The 19,058-nt window shown below is 62.5% G+C and carries 23 protein-coding genes; 11 read left to right on the plus strand and 12 right to left on the minus strand.

The features are described 5' to 3' along the window. Nucleotides 1-10 precede the first annotated feature (10 nt). Nucleotides 11-826: an oxidoreductase gene (locus AC1D1L_RS09770; RefSeq protein WP_477340826.1), complete on the minus strand. Its 816-nt coding sequence runs from the start codon at nucleotides 824-826 to the stop codon at nucleotides 11-13. 103 nt (nucleotides 827-929) lie between these two features. On the opposite strand from AC1D1L_RS09770, the gene AC1D1L_RS09775 reads away from it, so the two are divergent. Beyond that, nucleotides 930-1,514 (plus strand): TetR/AcrR family transcriptional regulator, encoded by a 585-nt coding sequence (locus AC1D1L_RS09775; protein WP_352591358.1) that lies wholly within the window; start codon nucleotides 930-932, stop codon nucleotides 1,512-1,514. A gap of 107 nt (nucleotides 1,515-1,621) precedes the next feature. On the opposite strand, the gene AC1D1L_RS09780 is transcribed toward AC1D1L_RS09775, so the two are convergent. The 4 genes from AC1D1L_RS09780 to AC1D1L_RS09795 form a co-directional block, all read right to left on the minus strand. Further along, nucleotides 1,622-2,515, minus strand: a complete 894-nt coding sequence (locus AC1D1L_RS09780) for an aminoglycoside phosphotransferase family protein (RefSeq protein WP_477340828.1) — start codon at nucleotides 2,513-2,515, stop codon at nucleotides 1,622-1,624. Nucleotides 2,516-2,676: 161 nt separating this feature from the next. Next, nucleotides 2,677-3,534 (minus strand): sigma-70 family RNA polymerase sigma factor, encoded by an 858-nt coding sequence (locus tag AC1D1L_RS09785; RefSeq protein WP_477340830.1) that lies wholly within the window; start codon nucleotides 3,532-3,534, stop codon nucleotides 2,677-2,679. Continuing rightward, on the minus strand, nucleotides 3,534-4,010 hold the full coding sequence (locus tag AC1D1L_RS09790) for a carboxymuconolactone decarboxylase family protein (RefSeq protein ID WP_436261713.1): 477 nt from the start codon (nucleotides 4,008-4,010) through the stop codon (nucleotides 3,534-3,536). The genes AC1D1L_RS09785 and AC1D1L_RS09790 overlap by 1 nt, the downstream gene beginning before the upstream one ends. Before the next feature lie 122 nt (nucleotides 4,011-4,132). Continuing rightward, nucleotides 4,133-5,026: a LysR family transcriptional regulator gene (locus AC1D1L_RS09795; protein WP_477340832.1), complete on the minus strand. Its 894-nt coding sequence runs from the start codon at nucleotides 5,024-5,026 to the stop codon at nucleotides 4,133-4,135. 110 nt (nucleotides 5,027-5,136) lie between these two features. On the opposite strand from AC1D1L_RS09795, the gene AC1D1L_RS09800 reads away from it, so the two are divergent. Continuing rightward, nucleotides 5,137-5,352, plus strand: coding sequence for a tautomerase family protein (locus tag AC1D1L_RS09800; protein ID WP_112559562.1), 216 nt, complete (start codon nucleotides 5,137-5,139; stop codon nucleotides 5,350-5,352). Nucleotides 5,353-5,480: 128 nt separating this feature from the next. Further along, nucleotides 5,481-7,823 (plus strand): response regulator, encoded by a 2,343-nt coding sequence (locus AC1D1L_RS09805; RefSeq protein WP_477340834.1) that lies wholly within the window; start codon nucleotides 5,481-5,483, stop codon nucleotides 7,821-7,823. A gap of 4 nt (nucleotides 7,824-7,827) precedes the next feature. On the opposite strand, the gene AC1D1L_RS09810 is transcribed toward AC1D1L_RS09805, so the two are convergent. From AC1D1L_RS09810 to AC1D1L_RS09835, 6 genes are all read right to left on the minus strand, one after another. Continuing rightward, nucleotides 7,828-8,568, minus strand: coding sequence for a class I SAM-dependent methyltransferase (locus AC1D1L_RS09810; RefSeq protein ID WP_477340836.1), 741 nt, complete (start codon nucleotides 8,566-8,568; stop codon nucleotides 7,828-7,830). Continuing rightward, a complete protein-coding gene (locus AC1D1L_RS09815; protein ID WP_477340838.1) occupies nucleotides 8,565-9,308 on the minus strand; it encodes a Stf0 family sulfotransferase in 744 nt (247 codons plus the stop codon). Before AC1D1L_RS09815 ends, AC1D1L_RS09810 begins: the two co-directional genes overlap by 4 nt. 56 nt (nucleotides 9,309-9,364) lie before the next feature. Then, nucleotides 9,365-9,916 (minus strand): chloramphenicol phosphotransferase CPT family protein, encoded by a 552-nt coding sequence (locus AC1D1L_RS09820; RefSeq protein WP_477340840.1) that lies wholly within the window; start codon nucleotides 9,914-9,916, stop codon nucleotides 9,365-9,367. A gap of 15 nt (nucleotides 9,917-9,931) precedes the next feature. After that, nucleotides 9,932-10,792, minus strand: a complete 861-nt coding sequence (locus tag AC1D1L_RS09825) for a transglycosylase SLT domain-containing protein (protein WP_477340842.1) — start codon at nucleotides 10,790-10,792, stop codon at nucleotides 9,932-9,934. Between the two features lie 4 nt (nucleotides 10,793-10,796). Further along, entirely contained in the window at nucleotides 10,797-12,050 is a 1,254-nt protein-coding gene (ispG, locus tag AC1D1L_RS09830; protein WP_477340844.1) for a flavodoxin-dependent (E)-4-hydroxy-3-methylbut-2-enyl-diphosphate synthase, read from the minus strand. 297 nt (nucleotides 12,051-12,347) lie between these two features. After that, nucleotides 12,348-12,527 carry a YdcH family protein gene (locus AC1D1L_RS09835; protein ID WP_095487303.1) on the minus strand — a complete coding sequence of 60 codons (180 nt, stop codon included), beginning with the start codon at nucleotides 12,525-12,527 and terminating at the stop codon, nucleotides 12,348-12,350. 239 nt (nucleotides 12,528-12,766) lie between these two features. Between AC1D1L_RS09835 and AC1D1L_RS09840 the strand changes: the two genes are divergently transcribed. Next, nucleotides 12,767-12,970, plus strand: a complete 204-nt coding sequence (locus tag AC1D1L_RS09840; protein ID WP_112559568.1) for a YdcH family protein — start codon at nucleotides 12,767-12,769, stop codon at nucleotides 12,968-12,970. A gap of 24 nt (nucleotides 12,971-12,994) precedes the next feature. On the opposite strand, the gene AC1D1L_RS09845 is transcribed toward AC1D1L_RS09840, so the two are convergent. Further along, nucleotides 12,995-13,798 (minus strand): IclR family transcriptional regulator, encoded by an 804-nt coding sequence (locus tag AC1D1L_RS09845; RefSeq protein ID WP_477340846.1) that lies wholly within the window; start codon nucleotides 13,796-13,798, stop codon nucleotides 12,995-12,997. Between the two features lie 118 nt (nucleotides 13,799-13,916). Here AC1D1L_RS09845 and AC1D1L_RS09850 point away from each other — a divergent pair, with 118 nt between their 5' ends. From AC1D1L_RS09850 to AC1D1L_RS09880, 7 genes are all read left to right on the plus strand, one after another. Further along, nucleotides 13,917-14,798, plus strand: coding sequence for a transporter substrate-binding domain-containing protein (locus tag AC1D1L_RS09850; protein WP_477340848.1), 882 nt, complete (start codon nucleotides 13,917-13,919; stop codon nucleotides 14,796-14,798). A 71-nt stretch (nucleotides 14,799-14,869) separates the two neighbouring features. Beyond that, nucleotides 14,870-15,535 carry an amino acid ABC transporter permease gene (locus AC1D1L_RS09855; protein ID WP_436261721.1) on the plus strand — a complete coding sequence of 222 codons (666 nt, stop codon included), beginning with the start codon at nucleotides 14,870-14,872 and terminating at the stop codon, nucleotides 15,533-15,535. A gap of 1 nt (nucleotide 15,536) precedes the next feature. Further along, nucleotides 15,537-16,187: an amino acid ABC transporter permease gene (locus AC1D1L_RS09860; protein WP_477340850.1), complete on the plus strand. Its 651-nt coding sequence runs from the start codon at nucleotides 15,537-15,539 to the stop codon at nucleotides 16,185-16,187. Between the two features lie 4 nt (nucleotides 16,188-16,191). Then, the gene (locus tag AC1D1L_RS09865) at nucleotides 16,192-16,986 is read left to right on the plus strand and encodes an amino acid ABC transporter ATP-binding protein (RefSeq protein WP_477340852.1); all 795 of its coding nucleotides are present in this window, start codon (nucleotides 16,192-16,194) and stop codon (nucleotides 16,984-16,986) included. A 37-nt stretch (nucleotides 16,987-17,023) separates the two neighbouring features. Further along, nucleotides 17,024-17,485, plus strand: coding sequence for a RidA family protein (locus AC1D1L_RS09870; RefSeq protein ID WP_436261724.1), 462 nt, complete (start codon nucleotides 17,024-17,026; stop codon nucleotides 17,483-17,485). Nucleotides 17,486-17,506: 21 nt separating this feature from the next. Continuing rightward, nucleotides 17,507-18,712, plus strand: coding sequence for an aminotransferase class V-fold PLP-dependent enzyme (locus AC1D1L_RS09875; RefSeq protein WP_477340854.1), 1,206 nt, complete (start codon nucleotides 17,507-17,509; stop codon nucleotides 18,710-18,712). 141 nt (nucleotides 18,713-18,853) lie between these two features. Further along, nucleotides 18,854-19,054 carry a hypothetical protein gene (locus AC1D1L_RS09880; protein ID WP_477340856.1) on the plus strand — a complete coding sequence of 67 codons (201 nt, stop codon included), beginning with the start codon at nucleotides 18,854-18,856 and terminating at the stop codon, nucleotides 19,052-19,054. Nucleotides 19,055-19,058 lie beyond the last annotated feature (4 nt).

Consider the following 19,058-nt stretch of genomic DNA (forward strand, 5'->3'; position numbering starts at 1 on the left):
TTACCGTTGTTTAGACCGGCAGACGGAACTGCTTGCGCAGGCTCTTGTCGAATATCCCCGCAGGGGCAAAGCGGCGCAGGAGGCTGACCTGCCGCGCGGCCTTGCCAGCGGTGTAGCGCCGTCGCGGATGGGCATCGGTCGCCGCCTTGACGACCACATCCGCCACCACTTCCGGCCGATCGGCTTTGGGCATCACGTCGCGAAGCAGCGCGTCGACCCCGGCTCGGGCCTGATCGTATTCTTTCAATACGGAATCCGGCTCAATCCCGTTCTGGTCGAAGACGGTACGCACGTATGCCGGTTCGATGACCGAGACGCGAATGTTGAAGACGCGAACCTCGTGGTCGAGCGATTCCGAATAGCCCTCGAGGGCGTGCTTGACTGCCGAATAATGAGCTGCGTATGGCGCAGGTACCAATCCCAGAATCGAGCCGATGTTGATGATGCGACCTTCGCCGCGCCGCCGCATCGACGGCAGCACAGCATTGGTCATGCGGATGACACCGAACAGATTGACGTCGAACAGGGCCTGCACCTGTGCGACCGAGGATTCCTCGGCGCCGCCAAGCAGGCCGACACCGGCATTGTTGACCAGCAGGTCGATCCGGCCGGTCTGCGCCAGCACGGTTGAAACGAGGGCGCCGACGGAGTCACCATCGGTCACGTCGCATGTCAGCATGGACACCTGCTTCGGGCCGTTGCCGGCCTTGCTGCGACTTGTTCCGAAGACTGTAAATCCTGCCCGCGCCAAGGCCTCGGCGCTGGCGCGGCCGATGCCCGAGGAGGCTCCGGTCACGATCGCGGTTCTTCCCGAAAGGGTACTCATTTGATACTCCGGAGACATGAGGGCTAGCTTTTTGCCGTTGGTTGAATTACGATCATAATATCACATTACGAGCATAATGCAATAGCAGAGAGGAAAAGCCGCCATGCGCTACGAAAAGGGCCGAAAGGACGCATCCCGCGATCGGATCGTGGAGGTCGCCGCCCAGCGGTTTCGGGGTGACGGCATCGCCGCGTCGGGACTGGCAACCATCATGGGCGACGCCGGGCTGACGAACGGAGCCTTCTATCCGCATTTCCAATCCAAGGCGGAGCTTGTGCGCGAAAGCCTGGTTGCGGCCATGGAGACCCAGTCGCAGCAGCTGCACGAGGTATTGGCCGCCGGTGGTCCGGAGATGGGCATAGCGGCGTATCTGTCGGCTGAGCACCGGGATAATCCGGGAACGGGCTGCGCGTCCGCCGCGCTGCTGCCGGAACTCGCGCGTCAGCCGCTCGAAACGCGCGAAGTCTACACCGAACGCTTGCTGGTTTTGGTGCGCCAGTTGTCTGCAGCGCTTCCGCAGACCAGGGATCCGGAAGGCGCCGCCATGGGTGTCTTTGCGACCCTCATCGGCACGCTTCAGCTGGCCCGCGCGGTGGCAGGGACGGAATTGTCGGATCGCATCCTTGCCGCAGGAACAGATGCGGCGCGGAGGCTGATCCAGGCACCTGAGGGTGGGAAGGCATCCTAGACTAGGCCGTGAACCCATAAACGCGAACAACTGAGATTGGTGGGGAGCGGTCGGTCAGCTGGCGAGCGAACCGGCCAGATGCGGCTACTGAAACCGAATTTCGCGGACTAGACCGCGAGATCCTCAAGCAGACGCGAGATCGTGCTTCGCCCCAGAGCACTCATGGTCGGATTGGTCACCCGATAGTACCAAACGAGACCCATCGCCTGCTGGAAAGCCCATGCGGCGCCGCGCCTCCATTCCAATTCACCGGCCTGAATAGCTTCGCGAAAGGCTGCCCGACGGGCACGGTCGAGTAGATGCCATGCAACGACGAGATCGAGCGCCGGATCGGCTGGGCCGAAGCTGCCACCGTCAAGAACTCCGACCAGACTTTCCCCTTGTACCAAGAGGTTTGCCGGGATGAGGTCCTTATGGCTCATTACCTCGGAACCTGCAGGAGGCAGTTCGCGTAGGACAGCCCATAGGTGCCGAAGACGCGCGACGTCGAGAAGGTCTTCACTATTGGAGAAGCAGACCTCCATCCAATCGTCATGATCTGAGAGGTTCCCGCCTCGCCCTCGCCCATCGAAACGTCGCCCATTCACATCTCCCCTGCGAAGCGAGGTCACGAGACGGGCAAGATCGAGTGAGAAGGCTGTTGAGCCGCTCAGCCCGTTGGGCGTCGCCGTTTCGCCCTCTATCCAACTCTGTACGAGCCAGGGCATGGGGTAGGCTGGGCTCGGCCTGCCTAGCCCAATCGGTTGAGGAGTTGGAAACGGGCAATATTCCTTCAGTTCGTTCATCGCAGCCGCTTCCGCCCTCAGCAGGATGGTGCATTGGGTTTGGTCCATCATTCGCAAGGGGAAGCGTGCGGCGTATTTCGAGCCGATGCGGAAAATTGCGTTGACGGTACCTGCTGTTGCGAGCGGCACGATCTTCTGATCTTCGTACTGAGGGAACTGATCGCGGATCAGGTCTCGTGCAAGGTCGATTTCGATGCGCACCTGGTCGCTATGCATGAGTTGCCGCTCTCCCGAGTGGTTTGACCACATGTGCAGTGACTGTCTGTCCTCTGGTTGCCCTGTTGGCACGGATGACCAATAGCCGGAATGAGGCCGTTTGCCGACTGGCTGCTTTCACATTGCGCCGGATTCTGATTCAGGGCCTATGAGTCTACAAGCTAGTGCAGATGCCGGAGCTTGTCTGGATTGCGCATGACATAGATGGCCGCGATCTTGCCGTCCTCAATGTCGAGCGCGGTCGTCTGCAATTCGCCATCGGCTTCCAGCGTGATGAACCCTGGCAATCCGTTGATGAAGCCGACGCGAACCAGCGTCGAGCCGTTCTCGCGCAGCCAGACCGCGACTTGCTCGTACTGCTTCATGACGGCATCGAAGCCGAGCAATGGCTGCATGGCTGCCGGACGCTTGCCACCGCCATCGGCATGGGCGCTGACATCTTCCGTCAACAGCGCGCCGAGCGCCTGCATGTCGCCGCTGCGCGAGGCCGCGAAGAAAGCCTCGGCGATCTCGAGGCCACGCTGCTTCTCCACCTTGAAGCGGGGCCGGGCCTGGCGGACATGGGCGCGGGCACGCGCAGCAAGCTGGCGACAAGCGGCTGCGTCGCGCTCGATAGCGGTCGCGACCTCCTCGAATTCCAGCCCGAACACATCGTGCAGCAGAAAGGCCGCCCGCTCCAGCGGCGAAAGCCGCTCCAGTATCAGCATCAGCGGCAAGGTGACGTCTTCCAGGTCGTCCTCTTCCACGATAGGCTCGGGCAGCCAGGGACCGATATAGGTCTCGCGCTGGCGCCGCGCGGATTTGAGCTGGTCGAGGCAAAGCCGCGTCACGGTACGGCGCAGGAACGCTTCGGGCTCGCGCACCTGCGACCGGTCGGTTCCCATCCAGCGAATGAAGGCCTCCTGCACGACATCCTCGGCGTCGGTCACCGAACCGAGCATGCGGTATGCGACCCGCATCAGCTTCGGCCGCAGCGGGCCGAAGCCCGCTGCCGTATCTTCAGGAGCGGCCTCCGTCATCAGGCCGCCGCCTTGGCGCTGGAGCGTATCGCTGCTGCATCAGTGTAAAGCCCGAAGCCGACGGCGATGCGGTTCCAGCCATTGATGATATTGATCAACACGGTGAGCTTCACCTGCTCCTCGTCAGTGAAATGCGCCTTCAGATCATCATAGGCGCGTTCGCGGTCCTGTCCTTCCGAGAGGCGCGTGAGCGCATCGGTCCAGCCGAGCGCGGCACGTTCGCGGTCGCTGTAGCAGGGCGCCTCGCGCCAGGCCGGCAGCAGGTAGATGCGCTGCTCGGTCTCGCCATTCTCGCGTGCTTCGGTCGCATGCAGATTGATGCAGTTGGCGCAGCCATTGATCTGCGACGCCCGAAGCTTGACCAGCTCGTTGAGGCTGTGCTCGAGCCCGGCGGCGACAGAGAGCTCGGTCGATGCGCGCTGCCACTGCTTAATTAGCGCAGGTGCAGCGGCGAAGAGGTCCAGTTTGGCGGTCATGATTGCAGTCCTTGTTGTTGGGTACACTCTCATGACGAGACAGGATCGGCTGGTGTGACATCAGGCCAGATTTTTTTGCGCAACAGCTGAGATTGGCGCAGGGGATGACGCCGATCCGAGCTTCACAGTGTCGCCTCGGCGAAGATGCGGGACGCCCATTCCAGAAAAGCGCGTAGCCGGGGAGCAAGCTGCCGGTTCTGCGGATAGAGCGCCGATAATGGCGTCGGCGTCGGCGGAAAATCCTGCAGCACCTCGACCAGTGTCCCGTCCGCCAGATCTTTTTCGAGCCGATAGCGTGGTGCTTGCAGAAGCCCGAAGCCCAGGCGCGCCAGCGCGGCCGCGGTGTCCGAATTGTTGACCTTCACCCGGCCCGGCAGCGTGACCCGATGCACCCTCGTGCCGATCGTGAACTCCAGCGGCAGGACTTCGCCTGTGCGCGAGGAGACGAAACCGATGGCCTGGTGGCCTTCCAGGGCGTCAGGCGATGCGGGCATCCCCTGGCGCTTCAGATAGATCGGGCTGGCGCAGGTGATTTCGCCGATCATCGCCAGCCGTCGCATGATCATGCCGCTGTCTTGTGGTTCGCCCGCACGGATGACGCAATCGACCCCTTCGCGTACCAGATCGACCAGCCGGTCGCCCTGGCCGATATGAAGATCGATCTGGGGATAGCGTTCGAGGAACGCAGGCAACTCCGGCAACAGGAACCTCTGCGTGAGCAGCGGATGCGCGTCGATGCGCAACAGGCCGCGCGGTTCGGCGCTGCGGAATCCCGCCTCGGCATCCTCCACTTCACCCAGGATCGAGAGGCAGCGCTCGTAATAGGCCTGTCCATCAAGCGTCGTGGCCACGTGGCGCGTGGTCCTGTCCAACAGCCTCGTCCCGAGATGATCCTCCAGGTGTTTGATTGCTTCGGTCACGGTTGAACGCGGCAAGCCGAGATCGGCCGCCGCCGCCGTGAAATTGCGCCGTTCCACCACGCGAACGAACAGCCGCATCCTGTCGAGTCGATCCATAGCCTATTGTTCGCTTTGCCCGAATACTGCTGTCAAGAGGCCGCCGATTATTCGGATAACGTGGCAGGCTATATCCATTCCTGCAGCATTCAACCTGAAGGAAACTGAAAATGCCGTTTGCCAACTTCAAGACACCGCAGGCCGCTCTGACGAAGACACAGAAGGAAGAACTCGTTCACAGGACCACGCAAATGTTCGTCGAGTATTTCGGCGAAGGCGTTCGCCCCTACACAATGGTGCTGATCGAGGAAGTCGCCGACGGAGGCTACGGTCGCGCTGACGAAGTCTTCGTCATTCCGGATGCCTACCGGGCTAAGGACGCCTGAGTTCGGGATATCGCATCCAGTCCGTGCTTGGCACATAGGAATGCAACGGATCCGGCGCGAACGAAATTTTAATGTAAATCAAGCGTAATCCCGACCATTAAAATGATGCGTATGTGTTGGGGTTGCGCATGCCGGAATACTCTTCCTTCATCCGTTCGATCCGGATCCGCTATATCTCGGGATTGCTGATCTTCGCGCTGGCCTCCGCCGCCGTGATGTTTGCGCTCAATCGCGTCAATTCCTTTCGTCACGACGTCGACGCGCTGAGCAGCACTCTCGTTGTCTTCACCCGCGATCTACGCAACGCCTCCAGTTTTGCCGAAACCGCCAGCACCGCCTGGCGCACGGAAACCCGTGACGGCCTTGCTGCCGCCGCGCGAGGCCATTCGCAACGCCTGACCGAAGAGATCGAAACGCTCTCGGCCCAGCTTGCCGCGATCAAGCCGAGCCTGTCGGCCAGGACCCTCAACGAACTCTCCTCCGCTTCCGTCAACGGCGACCTGTTCTGGTCGTCGCGCGACATGGTGCGCAACTTCAACCTGATGTCGGCGGCGCAAAAGACCGACGAATGGAGTTCGCGCGAAATCCTCAACCAGAACGATCTGTTCGTCCAGCCGATGCTGGTGCGGGTGCGCACCGCCATGGACAGTGAGCGCCATCTGGCCGACGCCTCCAGCGACCGGCTGCTTTTGTGGGCAAGCGGCCTTTTGTTCGCGGTTCTTGCCATTGCCGCCTTGTGGATCTTCCGGCCGATGGAAAAGGCGATCCGCCGCGCCTTCACTGAATCCGCCGCATCCTTGTTCAAGGCCGAAGCGGCCGACCGCGCCAAATCGGAATTCCTGGCCAATATGAGCCACGAGATCCGCACGCCGATGAACGGCGTGCTGGGCATGGCCGAGCTGCTCGCCAAAACCGACCTCACCGCACGCCAGAAAACCTTCACCGACGTCATCGTCAAATCCGGCAATGCGCTGCTCACCATCATCAACGACATCCTCGATTTCTCCAAGATCAATGCCGGCCAGCTGACGCTCGATCCGGCGCCCTTCCGGCTTGCCGAAGCGGTCGAGGACGTGGCGACGCTGGTGTCGGCGCGCGTCGCTGAAAAGAACCTCGAGCTGATCGTGCGTGTCGACCCTCGCCTGCCGGCCCACGTCGTCGGCGATGCCGGACGCTTCCGCCAGATCGTCACCAATCTGCTTGGCAACGCGGTGAAGTTCACCGAAAAGGGCCATGTGCTGATCGATGTCGGCGGCGAGGTGGTCGACGGTCTGGTCCAGCTCAAGGTCCGCGTCGAGGACACCGGCATCGGCATTCCGGCCGAGAAGCTGGAGAACGTGTTCGAGAAATTCGCCCAGGTCGACGGCTCGTCGACGCGCCGCCATGAAGGCACGGGCCTCGGCCTTGCCATTGCCGCCCGCCTCGTCGACCTGATGGGCGGCAAGATCGGCGTCGAAAGCGAGATCGGCCGCGGCTCGGTGTTCTGGTTCGCTGTGCCGCTGCCGGCGCATCAGCAGGACACCCGCGACGAGATCGTGCCGGTCGACGTCACCGGCGCCCGCGTGCTGGTCATCGACGACAACCCGGTCAACCGCGAGATCCTGCTGGAACAGCTCAGAAGCTGGAGCTTCGACTGCGCGGCTGCCGAAAGCGGCGCGGTCGGCCTCGCCTTCCTCGATCGGGCCAGCCAGCTGGGTGCCGCGGTCGACTGCATTATCCTCGACTACCAGATGCCCGGCATGAACGGCGCCGACGTCGCCAAGGCGATTGCCGCAGACAGCCGTCTCTCCGCCATCCCGATGGTGCTGTTGACTTCGGTCGACCAGGTCGATTTCGGCAAGATGGTCATCGATTTCGGTATCGCCGCGCATCTGACCAAGCCGGCGCGCTCGGCCATCCTGCTCGGCACCGTCATCTCGGTCATCCAGAAGGCGCGAGCCCAGATCGGCAAGGCCCACTTCGTTCGCGAGCCCGTGGTCGCGCAGGCAGCGCCCGTGGCGCCGCCGGCCTTCACCGTCATTCGCGGCCCGGTGATGCCTGCCGCCACAGTGCCCGAATCGATGACCACGCCGAACGGCCCGATCGATATCCTCATTGCCGAGGACAATGACGTGAACCAGCTTGTGTTCGGCCAGATCCTCAACGGGCTTGGCCTCAGCTACCGCATCGCCGGCAATGGCCGCACCGCCGTCGAGATGTACCGGGCGCTGCGGCCGAAGCTGATCCTGATGGATGTCTCCATGCCGGAGATGAACGGCTACGAAGCGACCCGCGCCATCCGGGCGGCGGAGGCGGCGACAGGCAACCATACGCCGATCATCGGCGTGACCGCGCACGCGCTGAAGGGTGACCGCGACAAATGCATCGAGGCCGGCATGGACGACTATCTGCCCAAGCCCGTCTCGCCCGACCGCCTCGGCAGCAAGATCGGCACATGGCTCAGCGAGACGGTGGCGGCGAAGACGGCTTGATCCGTCAGCGTAACCGGCCGATGGGGATGATTTCCGACGAGGCGTCGACATAGGGTTCGCCCTGCCAGCCGCCGAGCCATTGCTCCACCAGCAGGCCGGCTTCGTCCAGCATCCCGGCGAGATCTTCCTTCTTCGGAAATGCGATTCTCGATGCGGCACTCAGAGCGGGTCTGCCGCCTGGAATTTCATAGAAGGTCGAATAGGTCACGACGCCGGTGGCGGCATCGTATGCGGCATCATACCAGGCCTTGACGGTACCGAGAGCGGGATGCGCTACCATCCGCTCGGAGCGCTGCGGCGTCCATTCAAGCCACGCCTTCGCGGCGGAGTTGCGGGTGTCGAAAACGAAGCGCCCGCCCGGAGCGAGATGTTCGGCGATGGTGCGCAGCACCGCCCGCTGGTCCTCTTCTGTCAGAAAAACCTGGAACACGTGACCGGTTAGCAGCACCAGGTCGAAGCGTCGCCCGAGCCGCACCGTTCGCGCGTCTGCCTCGATCCAGTCGACCTTGTCGCCGCCGATCCTGCGGCGCGCAACGTCGAGCATGGCCGACGCCGGATCGACGCCAGTAACGCTGCGTCCCCTGGCCATTTCGGCGGCCAGTTGACCGGTGCCGCAACCGAGATCGAGGACCGAGCCCGCATCTTCGGCAAGGCGGATGCAGCAGTCAAAATCGGCACGGTGATCCTGATTCTCGATGTCATAGAACTGGACGAAGTCGGGATCGGTGTAGATGGGATCGGTCATACCGCCGCCTGTACTTGAAAATCGTCACCTCGTGCGACAGGCGCACCCCCGTCGACGATGGCATTCGCTTCAGACGGCCGCGGCGCCTGAATGCCGAGCGCTGCACAGATGGCCATCAACGTAGCCGCCGGATCGCTTGAAAGCCGCTCATAGCCAATCTGCAGCGGCATTATCCCCTGCTCCGCAAACCATGTGTTCCAGGCCGCGTCATAGGCTTCGAGTTTGGCGAGCTCATGCTGGATCCGCTCGAAATCGTAGCGGGGTTCCTGCGGTGGCGCGACCCTTTCGATCTCTGTTCCGTCAGGCGCGATATGCCAAAGCCCGGTCTGCTCCGCCTTGATCAGCGAGACCGCCTGCGCGAGCTTGTTCTCGCGCGAAAGATGGATGTAGAGGACACGGCCGAAGGCCTTTTCAAAGCGCGCTTTGTCCGACGGCAGATCCGGGAAAATCCCGTCGAGGATCGCCGAAAGCTCATCCAGATTTTCCCGCATCAGGCGCAGGCCGAAGACGCCTGTGCCACCCTTCCCGGCCCTGATTGCCGCCTGGATATAGGCGACATCGAAGTCATGCGCGCTCATCGTTTCGGGATGCGGCAAATGCCACTCTTCGGCCCATTCCGCTACGTCCTGCCGCCGGTAGAACGAGTGCGGATCGCCTGCCGTCTTGGTCGATGCCAGCAGGCCGCACAGCAAAGTGCTTCCGGTTCTGGGCGTGCCGCAGATTATGTAGCCGTCTAACATGAACTACCGTTGTCGCTCACCAGAGCCAAGGCAAGCTCGGCCACTTCAGCGCCGGCCTATAGCTGAAATTCCTCCTGGATGCGACGGGCACATTCGAGTGGCGTGAGTTGGCTGGTGTCGACTTCGAAGTCATAGTCGATACCCTTGTGGACGCGGTGATACTGCCAGCGCGCCAGGCCGGGCAGCCTGTCGCCGCGCGTGGCCTCCCGCGCTTCCAGCACCGCCAGCGGCGCCATCACGCCGACCAGATGCAGATCGAAGCCCGACAGCAACTCGCGATATTGCGCCATCTCGTCATTGAAGACCACGTCATCGACGATGAGATTGTTGCCTTGCCCGGCCATGGCGGCGATGGCGTGGCGCATGCCGTGCATGGTGCGAACACCGACCGGCCCGCTCCTGATCACCACCGATGGCTTGCCGTCGTCCAGCACCGTCTCAAAGGAAAACCCGTCGGCATGGTTCTGCAGCGCTTCCGGCAACATATCGAGGAAGGCGTCCATCTGGACATGCAGAAAGGGTTCGGCGGTGATTGTCTGCAGGGCTCTCGCGATTGAACTCTTGCCGGCACTGCCGACGCCGTTGAGCAGGACGATTTTGGCCGTCATGTCGCCCCCTCGCGCCTACCGGTTGCGCACGACGATACAGGCACCGCCGACGCTCTGCAGTTTTTGGCAGATAACATTGGCGGCGGCTCGGTCGTCGACACCGATCCTGACGGCATAGATGCCGCGCCGGCCGATCGGCGTGCGCACCCGGCTGACCACCGGATCATGCCCGAAAAGCAGCGCCGGAAACCGGCTCCGTACTCGCAGCCATTGATTGATCGCAGCACCGCGGCGGAAATTGCCTGCCACCTGCACGCCCCATGGCTTCACATTGATCGAAGCCATCGCCACGGTTCTGGACATGATCACCGGCAGCTTGCGGCAGGCGACGGCAAAGCTGGTCTTGGCATCGAGCGGCGCGACCGTTCCGGCGTAGGCGCTGTCGGAGAATTTGTCGACCGGCTCGCCCATAACGTCGAAGACATAGCTTTCGGTTTCCATCGGCAAGAAGCCGCCGGAGCCGAGCCAACGCGATACACGGTTCTCGCCCGCATTGTATGCGGCAGCCGCGAGGCCGAGATTGCCGTAGCTGACCTTCATCTCGCCGAGATACTTCGCCGAGGCCGGGATCGCCTGGTCGATGTCGAAGGGATCGGCAAGGCCACGCATCTTGGCCGTACCCGGCATGAACTGGGCGATGCCTTCAGCGCCGACCGGGCTCACCGCATTGGGATCAAACCGGCTTTCCTTCCAGATCAGCCGGGCGAAGTAATCCTTGGGCAGGCCGTTCTGCTCGGCATGCGTCTCGATCAGGTCGCAAACGCGGCCAATCAACCGTTTCGCCGCCGAGCGCGATTGTGGTGGATCGGCGAGTGCCTGTCCGGCGCAACCCAGCCCACAGAGCAGGATCACACCGGCTTTGAGTAACGCGCGCATCGGCCTATTCGGCCGCGGCCTTGCCGTGCTGTCCAAACCGCTGCTCGATATAGTCCGCGACCATTTTCTCGAAATCCGCGGCGATCGATGGGCCACGCAGCGTAGCCGCCTTCTTGCCGTCGACGAAGACGGGCGCCGTCGGCGTCTCGCCGGTGCCGGGCAGCGATATGCCGATGTCGGCATGCTTGGACTCGCCGGGGCCGTTGACGATGCAGCCCATCACCGCGACCTTGAGATTCTCGACGCCGGGATATTTTTCGCGCCACACCGGCATGTTCTTGCGCAGGTCTGCCTGGATGTTCTGCGCCAACTCCTGGAACACGGTGGATGTGGTGCGGCCGCAGCCGGGGCAAGCGGCGACGATCGGCACGAACTGGCGAAAGCCCATGGTCTGCAAGAGCTCCTGCGACACCTGCACCTCGCGCGTGCGGTCGCCATTCGGCTCCGGCGTCAGCGAGATGCGAATGGTGTCGCCAATGCCTTGCTGCAAAAGGATGCCCATGGCGGCCGACGAGGCGACAATGCCCTTGGAGCCCATGCCGGCTTCGGTGAGGCCGAGATGCAGCGCATGGTTGGAGCGCGTTGCAAGCTCGGTATAGACGGCTATCAAATCCTGCACGCCGCTGACCTTGGCCGACAGGATGATCTTTTCGCGGGCAAGCCCGATCTCTTCCGCCATTTCGGCCGACAGGATCGCCGACTGCACGATCGCCTCGCGGGTGACCTCCTGCGCCGTCAGCGGAAAACCTTGGCGCTGGTTTTCGTCCATCAGCCGGGTGAGCAGCTCCTGGTCGAGCGACCCCCAATTGACGCCGATGCGCACCGGCTTGTCGTGCTTGATCGCCATTTCGACGATCGCCGCGAACTGGCGGTCCTTCTTGTCCTTGAAGCCGACATTGCCCGGATTGATGCGGTATTTGGCCAGCGCTTCGGCACAGGCCGGATGATCGGAAAGCAGCTTGTGGCCGATATAATGGAAATCGCCGACCAGCGGCACATTGATGCCGAGCCGTTCGAGCCGCTCGCGAATGCGCGGCACAGCGGCGGCGCTCTCGTCGCGATCGACGGTGATACGCACGATCTCGGAGCCGGCGCGGTGCAGCGCCGCGACCTGGGCGACCGTCTGATCGATATCGGCCGTGTCGGTGTTGGTCATCGACTGCACGACGACCGGCGCGCCGCCGCCGACGGTCACACCGCCGACATCGACGCCGACCGAGGTGCGGCGCGGAAAGGGGGAGGAAAAATATCCGGTCATGCCGGCAGCCTCTTGAGCTCCTGAGCGGCCTGCGTTCGCGTTGACGCGCAAACCTACGCTCAAACAGTTATCAGCGCATTGCGCTGAGGTTCGGGCATGAGGTGGAGGAGCAAAGATGGCTTGTCAATGGCGACAGGCGGGCAGAGTCGACAAATCACGGTGGCGCGGCGACCCGTCACAGACGGTGTCGACCGGCCAACAGTGTGGGAATCAGTAACAAGAACAAGCCTCCGGCGGCGTGTCGCCACCGGAGCGATGGATACGCGCCTGAACGGCGCGTCTAATCCAGGAAGGGCGTCAATGTGTCGTCGGTTTCGCCTTCAGTTTTTCAATCTCGTCCTTGAGTGCCAGCTTGCGTCGCTTGAGATTCACGATTTCGAGGTCGTCGACCGATGGATGGTTCATTGCATCGTCGATTTCGCGTTCGATATCACCGTGTTTCCGCTGCAACTCATCAAGATGGGATGCAAGAGACATGATTGGTTCTCCCTTTCATGGTTTCCTCGATTGCAGCCGTCAAAGGCACGTCCACCGCAGGTCGTTCTGTGACGGCACCATGACACTCTGCCACCATCCAGCGGCGATGTCGAATGCTGCGTGGTAGCATTCCACGACAATGTGAAATGTGGTATTGGCTGCGCGCCGGCTACAAAACCCCACCGGTCCCGCCCAATCAGGCCCATCATTGGGCGCCGCAGACGTGCAGACGGTAGATAATGTCCGAACAGGAACAGGCTGATATCCGCCTCGAATTTTCTCGGCTGAAACAAGAGCATGCCGATTTCGACGCGGCCATCAATGCGATGATCGCCATGGGTTGTGATCCCTTGCAGATCCAACGCATGAAGAAGAAAAAACTGTTCCTCAAGGACCGGCTGATGGCGCTGGAAGACAAGATCATTCCGGACATCATCGCCTGAGCAATAGCCTCAGAGCCTGACCCCTTACCCCGGGATCGAAAGCCTTGCGGCGCGTTCACGTAATAGCGCAACAAGCTCGTCGGTTTTTTCCTTCGCGGTGTCGATCGGAACCACCAGGCACATCGTTGCCTCAACCTTGCCTGTGACGGAAAACACTGGGGCAGCCAGGCATTTGGTATAGGCGTCGACCAGCCCTGAAGTAATGCAATAGCCGGTCGTCCTGGCCGTCGCGATATCGGCGATGAAGTCGTCGAGCTGCAGCCTGCGCCCATCGGGCAGCAAAAGGTCGTCGTCCGACACCATGTCCTGGACGGCGTCCCTTTCCAACCCGGCCAGAAGCAGCCGCCCTGATGCCGTCCATGGCAGCGGGATCTGCAGGCCGGTGGCGGAGCTGATGCGGAACGGCCTGGTGCCTGGGCTGGAATGGACGATGGTGTAGCGGCCGCTTTGCAGCATGCACAATTCGGACGTCTCGCCGGTCTCGCGCGACAGATTGTCGACCTCCTGCCGGCCCCTGCGGAGCAGGTCGTTGCCCCTGACATAGTCCATTCCGTAGAGGTAGAGCTTCTTGCCGAAGTAGACCCTGTTGCCGTCGCCCTCCATCTCCAGAAGACCCGCATCGACCAGCAAGCGCACCAGCGTATAGGTCGTCGAACGCGGCGCGTTGACGCCCTTGGCGAGATCGCCAATGCCGATCGCACGCTGCGTGGTGTGCAGGAACTCAAATATCTCGAGCACCCGGTTGAGACCCTTTTCGCGAGAGCCGGGGGTCTTGTCCTCGGTCGGGCTGACGTCGGGCCGATCTTTAACGCCAATGTCGTCTTGCATTACTGATTCCTGATGTTAGTATCTGTCTTGTACAAGGTACATGTGTCTTTTGTAAGAGACAAATTGCAAAAAAAGAGCATGGACCTGAAAAAGGGGTACACACGAAAAGGAGGTCGCAGTGAACGACACATCCAAGAGACGTGATTTTCTGAAATTAGGAATGGCCGGGCTCGCCACGGCCGGAGTCATAGGCGCATCCGCCTCGGTCGACGTTCAGAAGGCGGCGGCGCAGGCCGCACCGGACAGCCTGCTGCGCACCGTTCTGGAGCGTGGCAAGCTGATCGTCGGCACCGGCAGCACCAACGCACCCTGGCATTTCGAGAACGATGCCGGCGAACTCGTCGGCATGGACATCACCATGGGCCATATCCTGGCCAAGGGTCTTTTCGACGACCCGACCAAGGTCGAGTTCGTCATGCAAGACCCGGCGCAGCGCATCCCCAATGTCACAACCAACAAGGTCGACATCACCATTCAGTTCATGACCATGACTGCCCAGCGCTCGCAGTTGATCAATTTCTCCAGGCCGTACTACGTCGAGGGTGTCGCGCTGCTGACGCTTCCGACAGCCGAGAACAAGACATTCGACAAGCTGCTCGCCGGCGGTTCGGCGACACGGATTTCCATCCTGCAGAACGTTGATGCCGAGCAGAATGTCCATCTCGTCCTGCCGCAGTCGCAGGTGATGCAGATCGACACCCAGGCCAATGTGCTCCAGGCGCTGGAATCGAAGCGCGTCGACGCGGCCGCCGTCGATCTCTCGACGGTCCGCTGGCTCGCCTCGCGCAATCCCGACAAGTATTTCGATGCCGGCAAGAGCTGGTTCTCGATGCTTTACGGCGCCGCACTCCGGCAAGGCGATCTCGACTGGCTGACCTTCGTCAACACGACCTTCGCGACCGCAATGTTCGGTCATGAAACGGCGCTCTACGACGCGGCATTCAAGGACTATTTCGGGTTGGAGCCGCCGGCGCGGCATCCTGGTTTCCCGGTCATCTGACGCAGCCTGTGGAAGGGTGCCCGGCACCCTTCCACCTCTTCTTTGACGTTCCTCGGCATTGCGGGAGACGCATGGGCTACACGCTCAACTTCAACCTGATCTGGCGGCATTTCGACAAGCTATGGGGCGGCCTGCTGCTCAGCCTTGAGCTCGCCGTCATCTCGATCGCCATCGGCATCGTCATCGGCCTGGTGCTGGCGGTCTGGTACGTCTCGGCCGGACGCGTGGTGCGCGCCATCATCGCGGCTTATGTCGAGTTCATCCGCAACGTGCCGCTGATCCTGCTGGTCTATCTCGTCTTCTACGGCGTGCCGACCGTGGTGGATCTCGCCTACGACGCGCCGACCTCGTTCGTGCTGACGCTGTCGGTCTACAGCGGCGCCTATCTGGTCGAGGTGTTCCGCTCCGGCCTCGAAGCTGTGCCACGCGGGCAGCTCGATGCCGGCAAGGCGATCGGGCTCACGCCCTGGCAGCGGCTGGTTCACGTGCGCCTGCCGACGATGCTGCGCATCACCTTGCCGGCGCTGTCCAACACCTTCATCTCGCTGTTCAAGGACACGTCCATCGCCTCGGTCATCTCCGTGCCCGAACTGACTTATGGCGCCCAGTGGATCAACTTCAACACCTTCCGCATCGTCGAGGTCTATCTGGTGACGACGGCGATGTATCTGGTGACCGGCTACGCGCTGCTCTTCGGGCTGCGGCTGGTCGAGCGACGGTTCAGGACGGCGCGCTGACATGCTCAGCCAGATCCTCTACGCATTGCCGTTCCTCGCCCAGGGTTTCGCCGTGACCCTGTGGGTATCGCTGCTGGTCGTGGTGCTGTCGCTGATTGCCGGCGTCGCGCTCGGCGTCGGCCTGGTCTACGGCCCGGCGCCGCTGCGCTGGGCGGTGCGCATCTTCTCGGACACCATCCGCGGCATCCCGATCCTGGTGCTGATGTTCTTCGTCTATTACGGCCTGCCCGCGGCCGGTCTGCATCTGCAATCCTTCTGGGCAGCGGTGCTGGCGCTGACCTTGTTCAAGACGGCGCAGGTCGTCGAATATGTGCGCGGCGCCGTCGGCTCCATCCCCAAAGGCCAGTCCGAGGCGGCGATGGCGATCGGCCTGACCTTTCACCAACGGCTCACCTCCGTCATCTTTCCGCAGGCATTCCGCCGCTTCCTGCCGCCGTGGATCAACGGCGTCACCGATGCGGTCAAGGGCAGCGCGCTGGTTTCGCTGCTCGGCATCACCGACCTGATGCAGGCGATCAACCAGGTGATCGGCCGCACCTATGAGGCGATGCCGCTCTATATCCTCGGCGCCTTGATCTACTTCGCCGTCAACTATGCGCTTTCCTACGCCAGCCGGCGGCTGGAACGGCGCTTCGCCTTCATCCGGGACTAGCACGATGGCCACAAGCTCGAACGACACTGCAGCGCTTCTAGATATTGCCGGGGTCTCGAAAGCCTTCGGTTCGGTCGAGGTGCTGCGCTCGGTCAGCCTCAAGGTTGAGAAGGGCGAGGTGGTCACCGTCATCGGGCCTTCGGGCAGCGGCAAGACGACCCTTTTGCGCTGCGTCAACTTCCTCGAAAGCTATGACTCAGGCTCGATCCGTATCGACGGCAAGGAGGTCGGTTTTCGCGAAGCCGGCGCCCGCCAGCGGCGCAGCGAGCGCGATCTGGCCGCCATGCGCGCCGAGACCGGCATGGTGTTCCAGAGCTTCAACCTGTTTCCGCACCTCACCGCCGCCGGCAACATCATGCTCGGCCTCATCAAGGTGCGCGGCAAGAGCAAGGCCGAGGCGCGCCAGATCGCCGAGCATTGGCTGGGCCGCGTCGGCCTGGCCCACAAAGCCGACAGCCTGCCGGCGGAACTCTCCGGAGGCCAGCAGCAGCGCGTCGGCATTGCCCGTGCGGTGGCGATGGAACCAAAAATCCTGCTGCTTGACGAGATCACCTCGGCACTCGACCCCGAACTAGTCGGCGAAGTGCTGGCCGTTGTGCGCAGCCTCGCCGAAGACGGCATGACCATGGTGATGGTCACCCACGAAATGGCCTTTGCCCGCGACGCTTCGAGCCGCATCGTCTTCATGGCCGATGGCGGTGTCAGCGCCGTCGGCCCGCCGAAGGAGATCCTCGCCCAAGAGACCACCAACGAGCGCCTGCGCACTTTCCTGGCGCGGTTCCGCGCCTCGCAGTTCTGACGTGGGCGGCTGAAGCCGCCCCAAGGAGAATTCTTCCATGACGCCTTACATCCGGCTCGCCGAACTCGGCCTGACGCTGCCCGAGCCGCCGACACCGATCGCCAATTTCGTCACCCATGCCGAAAGCGGCCGGCTGATCTTTCTTTCAGGTCAGGGACCGCTGCGCGCCGACGGCACGCTGTGCACCGGCAAGGTCGGCGACGACGTCACAGTCGAGCAAGCCTATGAGCATGCCCAACTCACGGGCCTCAACCTGCTGGCCGTCATGCATGCCGCCGCCGGCGATCTCGGCCGCATCGTGCGCGTCGTCAAATTGCTCGGCTTCGTCAACGCCACGCCGACCTTCAGCGACCACCCGAAAGTCGTCAATGGCTGCTCGGATCTGTTCGCCAACGTCTTCGACAAGATCGGCGGCCATGCCCGCTCGGCGATCGGCGTCGGCTCGCTGCCTGGAAACATCACCGTCGAAATCGAAGCGGTGGTCGAGATCGCTGCCTGACAGTCAAGGGATTTGCTCAACATGAAAACCTATTCCGACACCGGCTCCAACACCACGATCCGCGAACGGCTGGGACTGAGGCCGATCATCAACGTCTCCGGCACGATGACGACGCTAGGCGCCTCGATCATCGTTCCCGAAGCGATCAGCGCCATGGCCGAGATCGCCTCGCAATGGGTAGAGATGGACGATCTGCAGCGGGCCGCAAGCGTGATCACCGCCCGCCTGACCGGCGGCGAGGCCGGCTTCATCACCGCCTGCTGCGCCTCAGGCATCACCATGGCGATCGCCGGGGCGATGACCGGCACCAATTTGCTGGCGATCGAACGGCTGCCCGATGACACCGAAGGGCTGAAGTCGGAAGTCGTCATCCAGCTTGGCCATATCGTCAACTACGGCGCGCCGATCGACCAGTCGATCCGCGTGGCCGGCGCCAAGGTCATTCCGGCGGGCACGGTCAGCGTCACCCAGGATTATCACGTGCGCGAGGCGATCAACGAGCGCACGGCGGCAGCGCTCTACGTCGTGGCGCACCACACCGTGCAATACGGCATGCTGTCCCTCGAGGAGTTCTGTGAGATCTGCCACGCCAGGGCTGTGCCGGTAATCGTCGACGCGGCTTCCGAATATGATCTGCGCAGTTTCCTGGCGCGCGGCGCCGACATCGTCGTCTACAGCGGCCATAAATTCCTCTCAGGGCCGACCAGCGGCATCGTCACCGGCCGCAAGGATCTTGTCCGCGCCGCCTATCTGCAGAACCGCGGCGTCGCCCGCGCCATGAAGGTCGGCAAGGAAAGCATCGCCGGCACAATGGCGGCACTGGAAGCCTGGGAAAAGCGCGACCATGCCGGCATCCGGCGGCGCGAGGAAGCGGCGCTCAATCTCTGGAAGGGTGCGCTGCAAGGGATACCGGGCATAGCCGCCCACATCATTCCCGACCCGACCGCCAATCCACTTGACCGGCTGCAGATCTTCGTCTCGCCCGAAAGCCGCTTCACCGCCGCCGGCCTTGCCTCGGCACTTGCCGTAGGCTCGCCGCCGATCATCGTGCGCAACCACGAGGTCGAGCGCGGCCATTTCTTCCTCGACCCGTGCAATCTGCACCCCGACGAGGCCGAGATCGTCGCCGAGCGCCTGCGCGCCGTGCTGACGGCGGCCGAGCGGCCGGCGGATGCAATGAAACAGCCGCGAAAGGATTCGTCCGGCGCTCTGCGCTGGCCGGATTGATCGCCAACGAGGCCAAATTAAGCTCATGCACTCCGGCTGATCACGCGACTGTGAACAGCCGGATTTGCACACTGCGGGAATAAACCGCCGTCAAAGCAGGTCTTCTCGGCATACGCCATCGCTGGCGTTGAGGAGACGGATATGCCGCATCATTACTGGGATCGCGATCATGGCCACGGCACCAGCCGTCGTCATGCGCTGGACCGCATGAGCGTCACCAGTCTCCTTTCCATGGCGCTTGACACCGGTGACGCAGATGAATTCACTTTCGCTACTGCAGGCGGCTTTGCCTGTTTCTGCGGGGTTCGCCCGCACAAGCAGGGCGAGACCGGCGCCGGCTGAGAGT

Source organism: Mesorhizobium sp. P2_D6 (genome assembly GCF_056404315.1).